This is a genomic window from Microbacterium meiriae, from assembly GCF_040702565.1.
Lineage (GTDB): Bacteria > Actinomycetota > Actinomycetes > Actinomycetales > Microbacteriaceae > Microbacterium > Microbacterium meiriae.
Map to the genome: position 1 here is coordinate 12,486 of NZ_JBFBLJ010000003.1, position 17,345 is coordinate 29,830.

The 17,345-nt window shown below is 67.7% G+C and carries 15 protein-coding genes; 7 read left to right on the forward strand and 8 right to left on the reverse strand.

Annotated elements, in window-relative coordinates; translation table 11 throughout:
• The gene (locus AB0310_RS13630) at positions 1-1,278 is read right to left on the reverse strand and encodes a DUF445 domain-containing protein (RefSeq protein WP_366237456.1); all 1,278 of its coding nucleotides are present in this window, start codon (positions 1,276-1,278) and stop codon (positions 1-3) included.
• Between the two features lie 36 nt (positions 1,279-1,314).
• Between AB0310_RS13630 and AB0310_RS13635 the strand changes: the two genes are divergently transcribed.
• The gene (locus AB0310_RS13635) at positions 1,315-1,587 is read left to right on the forward strand and encodes a metal-sensitive transcriptional regulator (protein ID WP_025102619.1); all 273 of its coding nucleotides are present in this window, start codon (positions 1,315-1,317) and stop codon (positions 1,585-1,587) included.
• A 20-nt stretch (positions 1,588-1,607) separates the two neighbouring features.
• Here AB0310_RS13635 and AB0310_RS13640 read toward each other — a convergent pair whose 3' ends face one another.
• A complete protein-coding gene (locus AB0310_RS13640; RefSeq protein WP_366237457.1) occupies positions 1,608-2,996 on the reverse strand; it encodes an aspartate aminotransferase family protein in 1,389 nt (462 codons plus the stop codon).
• A gap of 15 nt (positions 2,997-3,011) precedes the next feature.
• The gene (locus AB0310_RS13645) at positions 3,012-4,496 is read right to left on the reverse strand and encodes a CoA-acylating methylmalonate-semialdehyde dehydrogenase (protein WP_366237458.1); all 1,485 of its coding nucleotides are present in this window, start codon (positions 4,494-4,496) and stop codon (positions 3,012-3,014) included.
• Positions 4,497-4,594: 98 nt separating this feature from the next.
• On the opposite strand from AB0310_RS13645, the gene AB0310_RS13650 reads away from it, so the two are divergent.
• Positions 4,595-6,136: a PucR family transcriptional regulator gene (locus AB0310_RS13650; protein ID WP_366237459.1), complete on the forward strand. Its 1,542-nt coding sequence runs from the start codon at positions 4,595-4,597 to the stop codon at positions 6,134-6,136.
• Between the two features lie 9 nt (positions 6,137-6,145).
• Here AB0310_RS13650 and AB0310_RS13655 read toward each other — a convergent pair whose 3' ends face one another.
• From AB0310_RS13655 to AB0310_RS13675, 5 genes are read right to left on the reverse strand one after another with little or no spacing between them, the layout of a single operon-like run.
• Positions 6,146-6,613 (reverse strand): Lrp/AsnC family transcriptional regulator, encoded by a 468-nt coding sequence (locus AB0310_RS13655; RefSeq protein ID WP_187662412.1) that lies wholly within the window; start codon positions 6,611-6,613, stop codon positions 6,146-6,148.
• Between the two features lie 54 nt (positions 6,614-6,667).
• Positions 6,668-7,828, reverse strand: a complete 1,161-nt coding sequence (locus AB0310_RS13660; protein ID WP_280568672.1) for an acyl-CoA dehydrogenase family protein — start codon at positions 7,826-7,828, stop codon at positions 6,668-6,670.
• Entirely contained in the window at positions 7,825-8,583 is a 759-nt protein-coding gene (locus AB0310_RS13665; RefSeq protein WP_268776578.1) for an alpha/beta fold hydrolase, read from the reverse strand. Before AB0310_RS13665 ends, AB0310_RS13660 begins: the two co-directional genes overlap by 4 nt.
• Before the next feature lie 40 nt (positions 8,584-8,623).
• Positions 8,624-9,541, reverse strand: coding sequence for a sugar kinase (locus AB0310_RS13670; protein WP_187662409.1), 918 nt, complete (start codon positions 9,539-9,541; stop codon positions 8,624-8,626).
• A complete protein-coding gene (locus AB0310_RS13675) occupies positions 9,538-10,746 on the reverse strand; it encodes an MFS transporter (RefSeq protein ID WP_366237460.1) in 1,209 nt (402 codons plus the stop codon). Before AB0310_RS13675 ends, AB0310_RS13670 begins: the two co-directional genes overlap by 4 nt.
• A 377-nt stretch (positions 10,747-11,123) precedes the next feature.
• Between AB0310_RS13675 and nrdH the strand changes: the two genes are divergently transcribed.
• The 5 genes from nrdH to AB0310_RS13700 are packed head-to-tail and all read left to right on the forward strand — an operon-like array spanning position 11,124 to position 17,236.
• Positions 11,124-11,357: a glutaredoxin-like protein NrdH gene (nrdH, locus tag AB0310_RS13680; RefSeq protein WP_017202656.1), complete on the forward strand. Its 234-nt coding sequence runs from the start codon at positions 11,124-11,126 to the stop codon at positions 11,355-11,357.
• Between the two features lie 57 nt (positions 11,358-11,414).
• Positions 11,415-11,849, forward strand: a complete 435-nt coding sequence (gene nrdI / locus AB0310_RS13685; RefSeq protein ID WP_060922465.1) for a class Ib ribonucleoside-diphosphate reductase assembly flavoprotein NrdI — start codon at positions 11,415-11,417, stop codon at positions 11,847-11,849.
• Positions 11,846-13,990 carry a class 1b ribonucleoside-diphosphate reductase subunit alpha gene (nrdE, locus tag AB0310_RS13690; protein WP_366237461.1) on the forward strand — a complete coding sequence of 715 codons (2,145 nt, stop codon included), beginning with the start codon at positions 11,846-11,848 and terminating at the stop codon, positions 13,988-13,990. The genes nrdI and nrdE overlap by 4 nt, the downstream gene beginning before the upstream one ends.
• 39 nt (positions 13,991-14,029) lie before the next feature.
• Entirely contained in the window at positions 14,030-15,010 is a 981-nt protein-coding gene (nrdF, locus tag AB0310_RS13695; RefSeq protein WP_060922463.1) for a class 1b ribonucleoside-diphosphate reductase subunit beta, read from the forward strand.
• Positions 15,011-15,028: 18 nt separating this feature from the next.
• The gene (locus AB0310_RS13700) at positions 15,029-17,236 is read left to right on the forward strand and encodes an nSTAND3 domain-containing NTPase (protein WP_366237462.1); all 2,208 of its coding nucleotides are present in this window, start codon (positions 15,029-15,031) and stop codon (positions 17,234-17,236) included.
• Positions 17,237-17,345 lie beyond the last annotated feature (109 nt).

Genomic DNA, 17,345 nt, shown 5'->3' on the forward strand with positions numbered 1-17,345 from the left:
TCAGACTCCCGGGATCAGGGCGTGGGCGACGGTGAAGATCGCAAGGCCGGCGAGGGCGCCGACGACGGTGCCGTTCAGACGGATGTACTGCAGGTCGCGGCCGACCATGAGCTCGATCTTCTCGGTGGTCTCGGCGGGATCCCAGCGCTCCACGGTGTCGGTGATGATCGAGGCGATGTCGTGCCGGTACCGGTCGACGAGGAAGACGGCCGCGTCCGAGACCCACGTGTCCACCCGGCGCTGCAGGGCCGTGTCGGTCGTGAGCCGCTCGCCGATCTCCTGCAGGGCCTGCACGGCGCGACGCCGCAGCCCGCTCTCCGGGTCGGCGAGGGAGGTGAGGAGTCCGTTCTTGGCGGTGTTCCAGGCCTCCGCCGCCAGGGCGCCGACGCGCGGGCTGTCGAAGAGCGCGGCCTTGGCGTTCTCCAGCTTCTCGCGCGTCGCGGGGTCGTTCTGCAGAGCGTCAGCGAGGCGGGACAGGTACCCGTCGATCGCGAGGCGGGCCGGATGCCGCGGATCGGCCTGCACGGCGCGGACGAACTTGACCGCCTCGTTGTACACCGTGTCGTCGATCAGGCGGTGCGCGATCTTCGGCATCCACCCGGGGAGTCGTCGGGAGACGAGTCCGGCGAAGGACGCGGCGTTCGCGTCGAGCCACCGCCCGATGCTGTCCACCGCGAGGTCGACGGCGCCGTGGTGCGCTTCCGCGTCGACGATCTTCTCCAGCCACGCTCCGGCGGGCGGCCCCCACTCCGGCGCGACGAGGTGCTCGCGGGCGAGGTCGGCGAGGAGGTCGCGCACGTCGTCGTCGCTCAGCGCGTTCAGCACCGCCGTCGCGACCGTCGCGCCCTCGGCAGCGACCCGCTCGGCATGCGGGGTCTCGCGGAGCCACTCGCCGGCGCGGAGGGCGATCGCGGTGCTGGTCAGCTTGGTGCGCACGACGTCGGCAGCGAGGAAGTTCGTCTCCACGAACTCGCCCAGCGTGCGGCCGATCTCGTCCTTGCGGTTCGGGATGATCGCGGTGTGCGGGATGGGCAGGCCGAGCGGACGGCGGAACAGCGCCGTGACCGCGAACCAGTCCGCCAGCGCGCCGACCATCCCGCCCTCCGCCGCGGCTCGCACGTAGGCGAGCCCACCGACCCGCTCCTGGAACGCGAACGCGACGATGAAGGCGAGGGCCATGAAGATGAGGGCGCCGAGCGCGACGGCCTTCATCCGCCGCAGCGCGCGCCGACGCTCCTGGTCGGCGACGGAGAGCAGCGTCGTGGGTGTTCGCGGCATGACGTCATCCTTTCACGGGGCGAGTAGCCTCGATACGTGATCGAAGACATCAAGAAGCGCGCTCTGCACCGCACCAGCATCCTCGAGGGTCAGATGCGCGGTGTCGCGCGGATGATCGAGAACGAGGAGTACTGCATGGACATCATCACGCAGTCCCGCGCGATCCAGCGCTCCCTCGAGTCGCTCAACCGTCTGCTGTTGGAGAACCACCTGCGCACGCACGTCACCCACATGTTTGAGGACGGCGGCGAGGAGCGCGACAAGGCCGTCGGCGAGCTCCTCAAGGCGTTCGACTTCGACCGCAAGTAGCGTCCGGCGGGGGGCGCCTCTCAGCCGACCGCGTACCCGTCGGCGACCGTCAGCGCCTCCTCGATCCCGGCCAGTCCCCGCACCAGCTCCGCCTCCTCGATCACCAGCGGCGGGGCGATGTGCACGCGGTGGAAGTGCGTGAAGGGCCAGATTCCTGCCCGCTTCGCGGCGGCTGCGAACGCGGTCATCGGCGCGGCATCGGTACCGGTCGCGTTGAACGGCACCAGCGGCTCCCTGGTCTGCTGGTCCCGCACGAGCTCCACCGCCCAGAACAGGCCGCGGCCGCGCACCTCGCCCACGCTCGGATGCGACGATGCCCACGCGCGCAGCGTCGGGCCGACGATCCGCTCGCCGAGGTCGCGTACCCGTTCCAGGATGCCGTCGCGGCGGAACACCTCGAACGTGGCGACGCCGGCCGCGCAGGCGAGAGGGTGCCCGGAATACGTGAGTCCGCCCGCGAACGGAACGGTGTCGAAGGCGGCGGCGATGCGGTCCGAGATCACGACGCCGCCGAGCGGGACGTAGCCCGAGTTCACGCCCTTCGCGAAGGTGATCAGGTCGGGGCGCCCCTCGAAGGCGTCGATGCCGAACCATTCGCCGAGCCGGCCGAACCCCACCATCACCTCGTCGGCGATGAAGACGATCCCGTAGCGGTCGCACAGCGCGCGCACCCCGGGCAGATAGCCGGGCGGCGGGAGCAGCACGCCGTTGGTGCCGACCACCGTCTCGACGATGATCGCGGCGATCGTCTGCGGGCCCTCGAGCTGGATGGTCTGCTCCAGATGCGCGAGGGCGCGCTCCGTCTCCTGCTCCGGCGTCTCGCTGTGGAACGGGGAGCGGTACAGGTACGGGCCGAAGAACCGCACGGCGCCGGTGTCCGTGACGTCGTTCGCCCAGCGACGGGGGTCGCCGGTGAGGGAGATCGCGGTGGCGGTGGAGCCGTGGTAGCTGCGGTACATCGACAGCACCTTCCGGCGGCCGGTGGCCTGCCGGGCCATGCGCACCGCGTACTCGTTCGCCTCCGCGCCGCCGTTCGTGAAGAACACCTTCTCGAAGCCGTCCGGGGTGACCTCGGCGATGAGGCGCGCGAGCTCACCCCGCACATCATTGGCCATCGACGGCTGGATGGTCGCGAGCCGCCCGGCCTGCCGCTGGATCGCGGCGACGAGGTCCGGGTGCTGATGGCCTAGGTTGAGGTTCACGAGCTGGCTGGAGAAGTCGAGGTAGGCGGTGCCCTCGTAATCCCAGAACGTCGAGCCCTGGCCGGCGGCGACCGGCAACGGGTCGATCAGCGCCTGGGCGCTCCAGGAATGGAAGACGTGGGCGCGGTCGTCGGCGCGCACCTGCGCTTCGGCGTCGGGGGCGGGGAGGGGGGAGGAGACTCCGTGGCGGTCGGTGAAGGTCGTCATCGTGATCGCTCCTCGTCAGTGGTTGCTCGGGAAGCCGAGGTCGATCTGCGACGGGGTGTGGTCGGGCCACCGCGTCGTCACGACCTTCGACCGCGTGTAGAAGTGCACGGACTCCGGGCCGTAGATGTGCGCGTCGCCGAAGAGGGAGTCCTTCCACCCTCCGAAGGAGTACGCGCCGACGGGCACCGGGATCGGGACGTTGACGCCGACCATGCCGACCTCGATGTCGAACTCGTACTGCCGTGCCGTCCCGCCGTCGCGCGTGAAGATCGCCGTGCCGTTGCCGTAGGCGTTCGCGTTGACCAACGCGACGGCCTCCGCGTAGGAGCCCACGCGCACCACGGACAGGACCGGGCCGAAGATCTCGTCGTCATAGACGCGCATGCCAGGGGTGACCCCGTCGATCAGGCTCACGCCGAGGAAGAAGCCGTCGCCGTCGAACTCCGCGCTCGTGCCGTCGACGACGACGCTGGCGCCCTCTCCGGGTGCTCCCGCGACATACGAGGCGACGCGATCACGGTGCTCCGCGGTGATGAGCGGGCCCATCGCGCTCGCCGGGTCCGTGCCGGGGCCGATCGAGAGGCCGTCGATGCGGCGGGCGATCGCGGCGACGAGGTCGTCGGCGATGTCGCCCACGGCCACGAGCACGGACACCGCCATGCAGCGTTCGCCCGCGGAGCCGTAGGCCGCGGAGACGGCGGCGTCGGCGGCCGCGTCGATGTCGGCGTCGGGCATCACGACCATGTGGTTCTTCGCGCCACCGAGCGCTTGGACGCGCTTCCCGGCGGCAGACGCCCGCTGGTAGATCGCCCGGGCGATGGGCGTCGATCCGACGAAGCTCACCGCGTGCACCCGCGGGGAGTCGAGAAGCGCGTCGACGGCCTCCCGGTCGCCGTGCACGACGTTGAGGACGCCGTCCGGCAGGCCCGCCTCGTGGAACAGCCGTGCGAGCCACACCGCGGCGGACGGATCCTTCTCACTGGGCTTGAGGACGACGGTGTTGCCGCAGGCGATGGCCGAGGCGACCATCCACAGCGGCACCATGACCGGGAAGTTGAACGGGGTGATGGCGGCGACCACCCCGACCGGCTGCTTGACGGAGTGCACGTCGACCCCGCGGGCGACCTGCTCGCTGCGCTCGCCCTTGAGCAGATGTACGAGGCCGGCCGCGAACTCGACGTTCTCGATGCCCCGGGACACCTCGCCGGCCGCGTCGGACAGGACCTTGCCGTGCTCGGACGTGACGATCGCCGCCAGCTCGTCCGTGCGCTCCGTGAGGAGCTGGCGGAGCCGGAAGAACACGTCGGCGCGTTTGATGAGGCTCGTCTCCCGCCACGCCGGGAGTGCCGCAGCCGCGGCGGCGACGGCGGCGTCGACCTCGGCGGCCGAGGCGAAGGCGACCTCCTTCGTGACGGCTCCTGTGGCCGGGTCGAAGACGGGGCCGCGGCGCGCCGCAGCGGCCGTCTCGGTGCCGTTGATGAGATGACGGACGGTGTCCACAGGTGCTCCTTCGCAGTGGGTCGCGTATCGCACACTCTGACCGAGGGTCGCTACGCTGGGGCTCGGCCCATGCTCACAGAGAACGGAGCCCGCGCAGAGTGGCAGAGCGTCAGGAGTTCTTCTTCGGTCGGACAGACCGTCCGGATCGGCGCTCGTCGGCGCTGCGCGTCGGGGACGTCCTCGCTCTTCCCGCGGTCCAGGAGGGAGCGCCGACCGTCCTCGTCGGCGGCCCGGCACTCGAGGCCGGGGTGCGGTGGGTCCACGTCTCGGACAGCGCCGACGTCGCCCGCCTGCTCGACGGCGGCGAGCTGCTGCTCACGACCGGCGCCGCCTGGCCGACCGGCACCGCAGCACTGCGCGTGCTCGTGGCGGAGCTGGCGGCGATCGGGGTCTCGGGCATCGTGATCGAACTCGGCCCGCGGATGTCCCGCGTCCCGGACGCGGTCATCGAGGCCTGCGCCGCCGCCGGTCTCGCCCTCGTCGCGCTCGCGGTGGAGGTGAAGTTCGTCGCGGTGACCGAGGCCGTGCACCGGGCGCTGATCGAAGCGCAGACCGCGGCGCTCCGCGAACGGCAACGTCTGCATGATCTCTTCACCGCCCTCAGCCTCCGTGGCGCACCGGCCGACCTCATCGTGTCGGAGGTCGCCCGTGCGCTCGACGTCCCCGTCCACCTCGAGAACCTGGCAGGAGAGGTCGTCGCCGTCGAAGCTCTCCGCGTTCCGGTCGGCCAGGCTCTCCGTCCGCCCGGCCCGGATGGCGGTGACCGTGTGCCGGTGCAGGCGCGCGGTGTGCGCTGGGGCTGGCTCATCGCGGCGGACGGTCCACAGCATCCCGCCGGTCGCGCCACCGTCTTGGAGCTGGGGGCGACCGCCCTCGCCTTCGGTTGCCTCGCCGACGGGGAAGGCGCGTGGACCGTGCTCGCGCACCGCAGCCTCATCGAGGATCTCCTCGGCGCGCGCTTCGCCCGTGAGGAGGATGTCGAGGTCCGGCTCCGGCGGCTCGGGCTCGATCTCGCGGGCACCACCGGCACCGGGCTCGTGTTCCGCACCGACGAGGTATCGGACCGGCTGGTCGCCCGTGCGCGTGCGGCCGGTCTGGCTGCGGTGGGCTCGCGGCGCGGCGCCGACGTGGTGCTGCTCGTCGCGACCGGCGTCGGCGCCCTGTCCGATGCGGCCGTCCGCCACCTCTCCGGCGGTGCGCCCGCGATCCTCGGTCCGAGCGCCGAAGGCGTGCTCGGACTCCTGGCCTCGACCCGTGCCGCGCTCGACCTCGCCGCGCGGCCGTCCGGGGGTGACGTGCCGGCGGTCCGCCGCGTCGCCGACCGGCCGCTCGAGCGCCTCGTGTCCGCCCTGCGCGACGATCGGCGACTCCAGGCGCACAGCGAGCAGATGCTGGATCCGCTCGTGCGTCACGACAGGGATCGCCGAGGCGATCTGCTCGCCGTGCTCGCCGCTCTCGTGGCGCACCCGGGCAACCGCTCCGCCGCGGCGGCCGCGAGCCACCTCTCCCGCTCGGTGTTCTATCAGCGCCTCGCGCTCATCGGCGACCTGCTGGGCGCGGATCTGGACGACGGGGAGACCCTCGCCGCCCTGCACCTCGCCCTGCTCGCCCGCCGTCGTGATACGGCGCCGCCGCTCTGAGCGGGACGGTCAGCGTGTGCCCCAGGCGAACTGCTGCTTCTGGAGCTTCGCGTAGATGAAGGTCTCCGTCGACACCACGCCCTGGATCGGACGGATGCGGTCGTTGACGAGCGCCAGCAGATGATCGTCGTCCTCGCACACCGCCTCGACGAGCACATCGAACGATCCGACCGTGATCACGACGTAGTCGACCTCGTCGATGTCGGCGATCGCCTCGGCCACGCCCCGCGCGTCGCCGGCGACCTTGACGCCCACCATCGCCTGCCGGTGGAAGCCGAGCTGCATCGGATCCGTCACCGCGACGATCTGCATGATGCCCGACTCCGTGAGGCGCTGCACCCGCTGGCGGACGGCGGCCTCGCTCAGCCCCACGATGCGGCCGATCTCGGAATACGAGCGGCGGCCGTCCTCCTGCAGCATCTCGACGATGGTCTTGGAGATCGCGTCGAGGGTGTGGTCCTTCTTCGACGGTGCCATGGTGCGATCCTGGCACTGCGGACGATCGCGGACAACGGGGTCCGCGTGCGCCGATCAGGCCTCGATCGGGCCGAGCCAGGCGCTCGCCGCTGTGGCGTGCGCCGACTCGGGGTCGGAGGGGTGGAACGCCCCGGCGAGGACGTCGCGGTACAGCCGGGAGAGCTCGTTGCCGGAGAAGTACGAGCCGCCACCGGCCACCAGCATCGCCTCGTCGACCACCTGCTTGGCCATCGTCACCGCCCGGTGCTTGACTCCCGAGAGCGCGGGGAACCAGCCGGCGCCGCGGTCCGCGCGCTCATCCACGTCGCGGGCGAGGGCGGCGATCTGCGGCGGGAGCGCGTCGTAGGCGAGGGCCATGTCGGCGATACGCCAGCGGATGTCCGGATCCTGGCTGTACGCGGTGCCGCTCTTCTTGGAGCGACGTCGGTGCGCCGTCGCCACGGCCAGCTCGAGGGCCCGGCGCGCTATGCCGGTGTAGACGGAGGCGAGGAGGATCTCGAAGACGGAGAAGATGCCGAAGACGATCGGGTCCGGGCTGGGTCCCGGGTCGATGCGCCGCACCACGTGCGCCGCATCCGCGACGGCGCCGTCGAGCCGCGTGGTCCGGCTCTGTGTGCCGCGCATGCCGAGGGTGTCCCAGTCATCCGCAGTGGAGACCGCGGAGGTGCGGTCGACGAAGGCGAACACGAGCTTCGGCGCGTCCGGGCTCGTGGTGTCGAGGCCGTGCAGCCCGAGCTTCGTCCACACGGGGGCGAGCGAGGTGAAGATCTTGGTGCCGGTGAAGGCGTAACCGCCGTCGCCGTCCGGGGCCGCCGCCGTGTCGCTCCCGAACAGCACGAGGTCGTTGCCGCCCTCGCTGATGCCGAACGCGAAGACCTCTCCGGCCACGGCGCCGTCCTGCACGAACTCGAGACCGGGGACCCCGCGATCCGAGAAGACCTTGGCCACGCCGGTCCAGACCAGGTGCATGTTGATCGCCAGGGCCGTTGCGGGCGCGGCGCCGGCGAGCCGCTGCTGGAGGACGGCCGCCTGCTCCAGGCCGAGTCCCGCGCCGCCGCGCTCCCGGGGCACGAGGATGGACAGGTAGCCGGCTGCGCGGAGCTCGTCGAGGTCGGCCTGGGGGAAGGTGTTCTCCCGGTCGTGGATCGGCGCGCGTTCGCGGATGCGGTCGAGCAGGTCGTCGGGGAGATACGCCGACGGGTCGAAGTCGTTCATGCCAGAGCCTCCAGGAGCTGTCGGATCGATTCCTCCGGGCGGTCGCGATGCACCGAGTGGCCGGCGCCGGCCACGACCGACAGGGAGATGCGGGGGTTGCTCGCGAGCACCTCGTCGGCGAGAGCTCCGGCGAAGATGCTGTAGACGGCGGGGTCGCCGCCGATCACGTGCGTGGGCACGGTCAGGCGGGCCGCGTGTCCGCGGACGTCCCACGGCTGATTCTGGGCGCTGGTCTGCTCGACCGCCCACGCACTCGCCCGCCGGACGGCGTCGACCTTGAGCTCCTGGTCCTGCGGGTGCCAGTGCGGATGCTCCTGCCGCACGGCGTCGAGGCGGTTGTCGGCGAAGGCGCGTTCCTGGCTGTGGCGGACGATGGCCGCATCCCGCTGGACGATGTGGATCGCGGGGTCGATGAGGACCAGGCGGTGCGTCCAGCCCGTGTCGTCGGCGGCGGCCACCGTACCGGCCGCCCCGCCGAGCGAGTGCCCGACGACGGCGTCCCAGGCGCTCGACCCGGCAGGCCGCGTTGCGACGAGATCCGCGGCATACGCCGCGACGGAGTAGTCGAGGGCCCGCGGGGCGTCACCGTGGCCGCGCAGGTCCACCGCCGTCGCGTGCCAACCGGCCGCCGCGAGAGCATCGCCGAGCCGCCACATGAGTGCGCCGGACGAGCCGAGACCGTGCACGAGAAGGGCGCGTCGCCCCGCCGCGGGATCGCCCCAGCTCAGGCGGGGAAGGGTGACGGGAGCGGGCATGGCACCAGCCTACGACCGCACCAGGACGCGGCGGGCGGAGTCAGCGCGCCGGCTCCAGGGGCGGCAGGTCGGCCGCGATGCGGAGCACTCGCGCTGCGGCTTCGTGTCCTGCGGCCAGGCGGGTCTCGAGGTCGGCGCCGTCGAGCGTCGCGGCCAGGAACCCGGAGGCGAAGGCGTCCCCCGCACCGACGGGCTCCACCACGTCCACGGTCGGAGCGGGCACGAAGACCGGGTCCGCGTCACCGGCGAAGGCCGTGGCGCCGACGTCGCCGTCCTTGACGACGAGCAGACCGCAGTGCGGAAGGTGCGCGCGGATCTCCGCGGCCGTCGCGGTGCCCCAGATGCGCTCGGCCTCGTCGCGGCCGACGAAGGCGATGTCGGCGGCGTCGGCCAGGCGCGCGAGGGTCGCGGCCGCCTCCTCGGGGCTCCACAGCGCCCGGCGGTCGTTCACATCGAAGGAGACGACGGCTCCGGCGGTGCGCGCGTCCGCGAAGAGCCGGTCGACCATCGCCAGGCAGGTCGCAGACAGCGCCGGGGTGATGCCCGTGGTGTGCACGATACGGACGCCGGCGAGCTGCGCGGGGGACAGGAACCCGGGTGCCATGCGCGAGGCGGCCGAGCCGCGGCGATAGTAGTAGACCGCCGAGGACTCCACGCCGGGATCCTTGAACATCACTCCGGTCGGCGCCTCCGGGTCGACCTCGGTCCAGAGTTCGACGCGACGCTGCTCCAGCTCTGCGGAGAGGCGGCGGCCGAGAGGATCGTCGCCGAGACGAGAGGCCCAGACAGCCCGATGGCCCGCGGCCGCGACGCCGACGGCGACGTTCGCCTCCGCACCCGCGTGGGTGATCGACGCGGTGTCGGCGGTCGTGAGGTCGGCGCCGGTCGGCGTGATCAGGGCCATCGACTCGCCGACGCACACGATCGCGGGGGAGGAGGACGGGACGGAGGGGCTCATGAGGGGGTGACCGCCAGGGGCTCGGTGTCGGGATGGGGGCTGGCGTCGCGGTGACGCAGATCGGGGAAGGACCGCACGAACACGATGGAGACGAGCAGTCCGACCGCCGCGAAGATGGTGGCGGCCAGGTACGCACCGCGCCAGTCGCCGACGTCGACGAGGAAGCCGGCGACCGCCGATCCGGCCGCGGCGCCGATGAGCTGCCCGGTGCCCGCCCAGCCGAAGGCCTCGGCGGTCTCGCTGAACTTCACGCTGGCCGTGGTGATGGCGAACAGCACCGCGAGGGCGGGGGCGATGCCGATGCCGGCGAGGATGAGCGTGCCGCCCAGCCAGTAGACGTTGAGCATGACCATCGTGAGGGCGAGGCCCACCGTGACGATGAGCAGGCGGCGCGCCATCGCCCAGGGGCCGATCGGGATGTGGCCGAAGGCGAGGCCGCCGGCCAGGCTGCCAGCGGAGAAGACCGCGAGGACGAGACCCGCCGCGAGGCTGCCGTGCTCGAACGTCGCGACCACGCCGACCTCGACCGCGGAGCAGGCGCCGATGAGCAGGAATCCGATGACGGTCGCGAGGAGCACGGGCGGCTTGAGCACGACCGTGCCCAGCGCGTTGCGGCTGCGCGGGATGCGCACGCGGCCGACCTCGGGGGAGAGGATGAACCACGCACCGCCGGCGACGAGGACGATCGCCACCAGGAGCAGGCCCTCCATGGTGCCGACCTGGGTGGAGACGAGGGTGATGACGACCGGCGCCAGCACCCAGATGATCTCCTGCAGGGACGCGTCGAGGGAGAACAGCGGGGTGAGCTGACCGGCGTTCACGAGCTTGGGGTAGATGGTGCGGACGGCCGCCTGCACCGGCGGCGTCGAGAGGCCGGCGATCATGCCCAGGGCCATGTATCCCGGGACCGAGAGGGGCAGCAGTCCCAGGCCGAGTACCGCGATGACGCAGACGGACAGGGTGAGGGCCAGCACCCGCCGCATGCCCCAGGCGCCCATCCACCGGCTGGTGATGGGGCCGGCGACCGCTTGGCCGACACTGGTCGCGGCGAGCACGAGGCCCGCCGATCCGTACGATCCGGTCTGCTGCTCGACGTGCAGCAGGATCGCCAAGGACATCATCCCGTTGGGGAAGCGCGCGGTGAGCTGGGCGGCGATCATGCGGCCCACTCCCGGCGTGCGAAGAAGATCCCGATAGCCCGCCACCCGACAACGGTACCGGGCGGCGGGGACGTCGGTGCGATGGGCCGGCGATGGACACGCCGCGACACGCCGTGGACACGCCGGACGACGAATTCCACAGGCCTGGGGATGTCGGATGCCCCTCGTAGGGTGCCTCCTGTGGATGGATCTCTCCCAGGCTCCTCCCAGCCGCGATTTCCCGCGGGTCGTCGACCCCGCGAGAGGGGGTCCGCCTGTGGAAGAAACGGTGGACAACCTGTGTTGTATCTGTAGAGAGCGGTGGAAAAACTACACGGATGTAACTACTACCCCTTGTGGTCGCACCGAATGTACGTCCCTATATGTAGTATTGAGATCCCGGCGGAGGTCTGCCGGAGAAACCAGAGATTTGAGGGGTTTAGATGTCGATCACGGTGTACACCAAGCCTTCCTGCGTCCAGTGCAACGCGACCTACCGTGCCCTGGATGCCAAGGGCATCGAGTACGAGATCCACGACCTGTCGGAGGACCCGACGGCGCTGGAGCAGGTCAAGGCGCTCGGCTACATGCAGGCGCCCGTCGTCGTCACCGACGAGGACCACTGGTCGGGCTTCCGTCCCGACAAGATCGACGAGCTCGCGTCCCGCCTGGCGTAGTCCGACAGGCTCACCGACCCGGCCCTTCGACAGGCTCAGGAACCCAAGGAGAGAGCTATGAGCGCCGTCGCGACCGCTGCGCCGCTCCTGGTCTACTTCTCGAGCGTGTCGGGTAACACCGCGCGCTTCATCGAGAAGCTCGGGCTTCCCGCCCGACGCATCCCCCTCCACCGGAACGAAGAGGACCTCGTCGTCGACGAGCCCTTCGTCCTGGTCACCCCCACCTACGGCGGGGGTGCCGGGCGCGGGGTCGAGAAGGGGGCCGTGCCCAAGCAGGTGATCCGGTTCCTCAACGACGAGCGCAACCGGCGTCACATCCGCGGGGTCATCTCCGCGGGCAACACCAACTTCGGCGACGCGTTCTGCCTCGCCGGCGACATCATCAGCCGCAAGTGCCACGTGCCTCACTTGTATCGGCTCGAGATCTTCGGCACACAGGACGACGTGGATCGCGTGAGCGACGGATTGGAACGACGGTGGAATCTTCAGTGACCGAGACAGTGGCATTCAAGGTGAACCCCGCGTATGAGGGTCTGGACTACCACGCCCTCAACGCGATGCTGAACCTGTACGACGCGAACGGGAAGATCCAGTTCGACGCCGACAAGCGCGCCGCGCGGGAGTACTTCCTGCAGCACGTGAACCAGAACACGGTGTTCTTCCACTCGCTCAAGGAGCGCCTGGACTACCTCGTGGAGAAGGAGTACTACGAGGGCGCCGTCATCGAGAAGTACTCGTTCGACTTCGTGCAGAAGCTCAACGACCTCGCCTACTCGAAGAAGTTCCGCTTCGAGACGTTCCTCGGCGCGTTCAAGTACTACACGAGCTACACGCTGAAGACGTTCGACGGCAAGCGCTACCTCGAGCGCTTCGAGGACCGCGTCGTGATGACCGCGCTCGCCCTCGCGGACGGCGACGAGAAGCTCGCCGTGAACCTCGTCGAGGAGATCATCTCCGGTCGCTTCCAGCCGGCCACCCCGACCTTCCTCAACGCGGGCAAGGCGCAGCGCGGCGAGCTCGTCAGCTGCTTCCTGCTGCGCATCGAGGACAACATGGAGTCGATCGCCCGTGGCATCAACTCCGCGCTGCAGCTCTCCAAGCGCGGCGGCGGCGTGGCCCTGCTGCTGTCGAACATCCGCGAGTCGGGTGCCCCGATCAAGCAGATCGAGAACCAGTCCTCGGGCATCATCCCCGTCATGAAGCTCCTCGAAGACAGCTTCAGCTACGCCAACCAGCTCGGCGCGCGTCAGGGGGCGGGTGCGGTGTACCTCAACGCCCACCACCCCGACATCATGCGCTTCCTCGACACCAAGCGCGAGAACGCCGATGAGAAGATCCGCATCAAGACGCTGTCGCTCGGAGTCGTGGTGCCGGACATCACGTTCGAGCTCGCCAAGAACGACGAGGACATGTACCTGTTCTCGCCGTACGACGTGGAGAAGGTCTACGGCGTTCCGTTCGGCGACATCTCGGTCACCGAGAAGTACCGCGAGATGGTCGACGACCCGCGCATCAAGAAGACCAAGATCAACGCGCGCGAGTTCTTCCAGACCGTCGCCGAGATCCAGTTCGAGTCCGGCTACCCGTACGTCATGTTCGAGGACACGGTCAACAAGGCCAACCCCATCAAGGGGCGCATCAACATGTCCAACCTCTGCAGCGAGATCCTGCAGGTGAACACGCCGACCACCTACAACGACGACCTGTCGTACAAGGAGATCGGCAAGGACATCTCCTGCAACCTCGGCTCGATGAACATCGCGCTGTCGATGGACGCCGACGACCTCGGCCAGACGGTCGAGACCGCGATCCGCGCGCTCACCGCGGTCAGCGACCAGAGCCACATCGGCTCGGTCCGTTCGATCGAGGACGGCAACGACCGGTCGCACGCGATCGGCCTCGGCCAGATGAACCTGCACGGCTACCTCGCCCGCGAGCACGTGTTCTACGGCTCGGAGGAGGGTGTCGACTTCACGAACATCTACTTCTACACCGTGCTGTTCCACGCGCTGCGCGCCTCGAACCAGCTCGCGATCGAGCGCGGCACGACGTTCGACGGGTTCGCCGACTCCACCTACGCGTCCGGCGAGTTCTTCGACAAGTACATCGACCGCGCCTGGGTGCCGGAGACCGAGAAGGTCAAGGAGCTCTTCGCGGGCAAGCACATCCCGACGCAGGAGGACTGGGTCCAGCTCAAAGCGTCGATCCAGGAGCACGGCATCTACAACCAGAACCTGCAGGCCGTGCCGCCGACGGGCTCGATCTCCTACATCAACAACTCGACGTCCTCGATCCACCCGATCGCCTCGAAGGTCGAGATCCGCAAGGAAGGCAAGCTCGGTCGCGTCTACTACCCGGCGGCGTTCATGACGAACGACAACCTGGAGTACTACCAGGACGCGTACGAGATCGGCTACGAGAAGGTCATCGACACGTACGCCGCGGCCACGCAGCACGTCGACCAGGGTCTGTCGCTGACGCTGTTCTTCAAGGACACCGCCACCACGCGCGACATCAACAAGGCCCAGATCTACGCATGGCGCAAGGGCATCAAGACGATCTACTACATCCGTCTGCGTCAGCTGGCGCTCGAGGGCACCGACATGACCGAGTGCGTCTCGTGCATGCTCTGACATTTCGACAGGCTCAGTGACCCAGGAACTAGGACAAGAATGACTCCTCACTCCCCGCTCAAGCTGGTCTCCAGCGTGCAGGCGATCAACTGGAACCGCATCCAGGACGACAAGGACCTCGAGGTCTGGAACCGTCTGGTGAACAATTTCTGGCTGCCGGAGAAGGTGCCGCTGTCGAACGACGTGCAGTCGTGGAACACGCTCACCCCCGACGAGCAGCTGCTCACCATGCGGGTGTTCACCGGGCTCACGCTCCTCGACACGATCCAGGGCACCGTCGGCGCGGTGTCGCTGATCCCCGACGCGATCACGCCTCACGAGGAGGCCGTCTACACGAACATCGCGTTCATGGAGTCGGTGCACGCGAAGAGCTACTCCTCGATCTTCTCGACGCTCGCGTCGACGAAGGAGATCGACGAGGCGTTCCGCTGGTCCACGGAGAATGCGAACCTTCAGAAGAAGGCGCAGATCATCATGGACTACTACCAGGGAGACGACCCCCTCAAGCGCAAGGTCGCCTCCACGCTGCTGGAGTCGTTCCTGTTCTACTCGGGCTTCTACCTGCCGATCTACTGGTCCTCGAAGGCGAAGCTGACGAACACGGCCGACCTCATCCGCCTCATCATCCGCGACGAGGCCGTGCACGGGTACTACATCGGCTACAAGTTCCAGCGCGGACTCGAGACGGCCGACCAGGCGCGCAAGGACGAGCTCAAGGACTACACGTTCTCCCTGCTCTACGAGCTCTACGACAACGAGGTGCAGTACACGCAGGACCTCTACGACGGCGTCGGCCTGACCGAGGACGTCAAGAAGTTCCTGCACTACAACGCCAACAAGGCCCTCATGAACCTGGGCTACGAGGCGATGTTCCCCTCCAGCGTCACCAACGTGAACCCGGCGATCCTGTCGGCGCTCTCCCCGAACGCGGACGAGAACCACGACTTCTTCAGTGGGTCGGGCTCGTCCTACGTCATCGGCAAGGCCGAGGCCACGGAAGACGACGACTGGGACTTCTGAGGAACCGCGGGTGCGGAATTGCGTGCATATGAATCGCTCTCTTCATACGACTTTGAGCGTCTAGTTAGGGACCTTCTTCAAGCCGAATGGAAGGAGAGGCTCGAGTCGTTCTCTCCTGGGCCGGATGGTGGGGTCGACGTCCGGCTTCTGCGCGCTGGCGCACTGCGTACCGTCCAGTGTAAGCACTCGCCGGGACGAACGCTCCTTCAGCTTAAGTCGAAGCTGGAGCGTGAAGCTAGAAAGGTGGCTTCAAGCGACCTTGGCGAGTACTGGCTAGCGACAACAGCGCGCGCGAGCCCGGGAGCGAAAGCTACAATCGCCGCAATATTTGGGAAACAGAAGCTGCGGCAAGAGCACATTCTTGCATGTGAGGATCTCGAGAACCTTCTCGATCGTCACGGTGAGGTTGAGCGCCTGCACGTGAAGCTATACGTTTCGAGCCTGGCGGTGCTAAAGACTGTTTTGCATCATGCAGTATACGAGCGGCAACGATATTTTCTCGAGCGCGCCGCAAGGCGGGCGAGACTATTCGTTACGAGTGACGCGACTCAGTTCGTGCACGAATCGCTAGGGAAGTACGGGATGTCGATCATCACCGGTCCTCCCGGGGTGGGGAAGACTACACTCGCAGAATCGGTAGCTCTGACATATGCTGCGGACGGCTACGAGGTCTTCGACGTTCGGAATGCCTCGGAGATAGAGAACGTGTGGCAGCCCGGTGCGAAGCAGCTGTTTCTGTACGACGACTTTCTCGGTCAAACAAGCCTTATGGAGAAGCTGTCGAAGGGTGAGGATCACTCCCTCGACTTACTAGCGCAGCGACTACGCGATTCGAAATCACACAAGATGATTCTGACCACGCGTCAGTACATCCTGACTGCAGCTCAAAGCACCTATAGTAAGTTGCGAACTGCCCGCGTTCTCGATTCAAACGTTGTTGTAGATGTCAGTACGTACAACGCGTTTCAACGCGGACATATCCTGTTCAATCATATTTACTACTCCGGGCTAGGGCAGGCCGCTAGGCGAAGTATTATCCGCAATCGCGCCTATCTCCGAGTGATTAGGCACCCCAACTACAATCCTCGTCTGATCGAGTCGATTGTGTCCGCTGCTCAAGCACTTGGGGGTGGGTCGAAGGGCGCAGGGTTTGCGGAGTTCATGTTGAGTTCGCTGAACTCGCCCTCTGCCTTGTGGAACAGTGTGTACGAGGTGGAGCTCTCCAGTGCCCAGAGAGCGCTGGCGTTAGCGATCTGTGTCGGGTTGACGGATACTTCCAAGGCAAGTGCAAGTGCGACTGCGCAATCGGTTTTATCGGCGTGGGGTGAATCTACGGTGGTAACTGACTCTGACGTAGACGTCCTCGAGGGTATTTTTATTGATGTTGACCGAGACGCGTTCGGAGAATATGAGTTCTCGGCAAAAAACCCAAGCATCAGAGACTTTCTACTATCGCGACTCTTTTCAGATCTTCGAGCTTTCAGGGCGCACCTGCAATCAGCAGAACCTTCATCGATCGCAGTCCTCTTCGCAATGCTGAGTGGCAAGGGAATCCGCGCCTCCAGGCCGTGGCAGGATCTTGAGGTTCCAAGCCGGGTGGCTCTTTTGGGAGCAGTCGATGAGTTCTTCGTGCCGATTCTGAGGCGGTCTCGAGGACTAGACGGTCTACGGCTCGTTGCCATGGGCATGGGCGTTCTGGATGATCATGCTCACAGGGGTCGGGTTAGCGCGACAACCGACATACTGAAGCTCACGCATGATTTCATGCGTGAGGAGTCAGATGTTGACGCGCGTATTCGGGCGTACTGGGCGCTTGAGCCGTTGCTGACTGCGAGTGAGGCGGAGATTCTCGCCACGGAAGTTCGCCGAGTATGGGTCGATGATGAGATTGGGATGCACGACATCTCAGCGGCTCACGAGTTTGAGCGCGAATGCGAGTCTGGGGTGGAGTCACATCTCGAAGCCATGCTTGTCGAGAGCATCGAATGGGCCCTCGATGATCCCGACAGGGACGGGTACGATTCGGATTTTGAATTGCTCCACGCTTTGCAGAGCGTACTCGAGTCTTTCCCGGTCGAATTTGTGGACGTGCAAGAGAGAGTCCGGGAGCGGTTGAATGAAGTATGGGAGCCCGACCCGGACGACGACTTCGACCGTCGTGAGTGGTCGAACAGCGACCGCGAGGATCTTCACGAGGTCGATGTCCTCTTCGCTCACCTTGGATGAACCTGGGCTACGGCATCGGCAAGGCCGAGGCCACGGAAGACGACGACTGGGACTTCTGAGTCCGTGGTGCGGCGCCACGCCGTGTGGCGCCGCACCAGGTTCGGGGCGA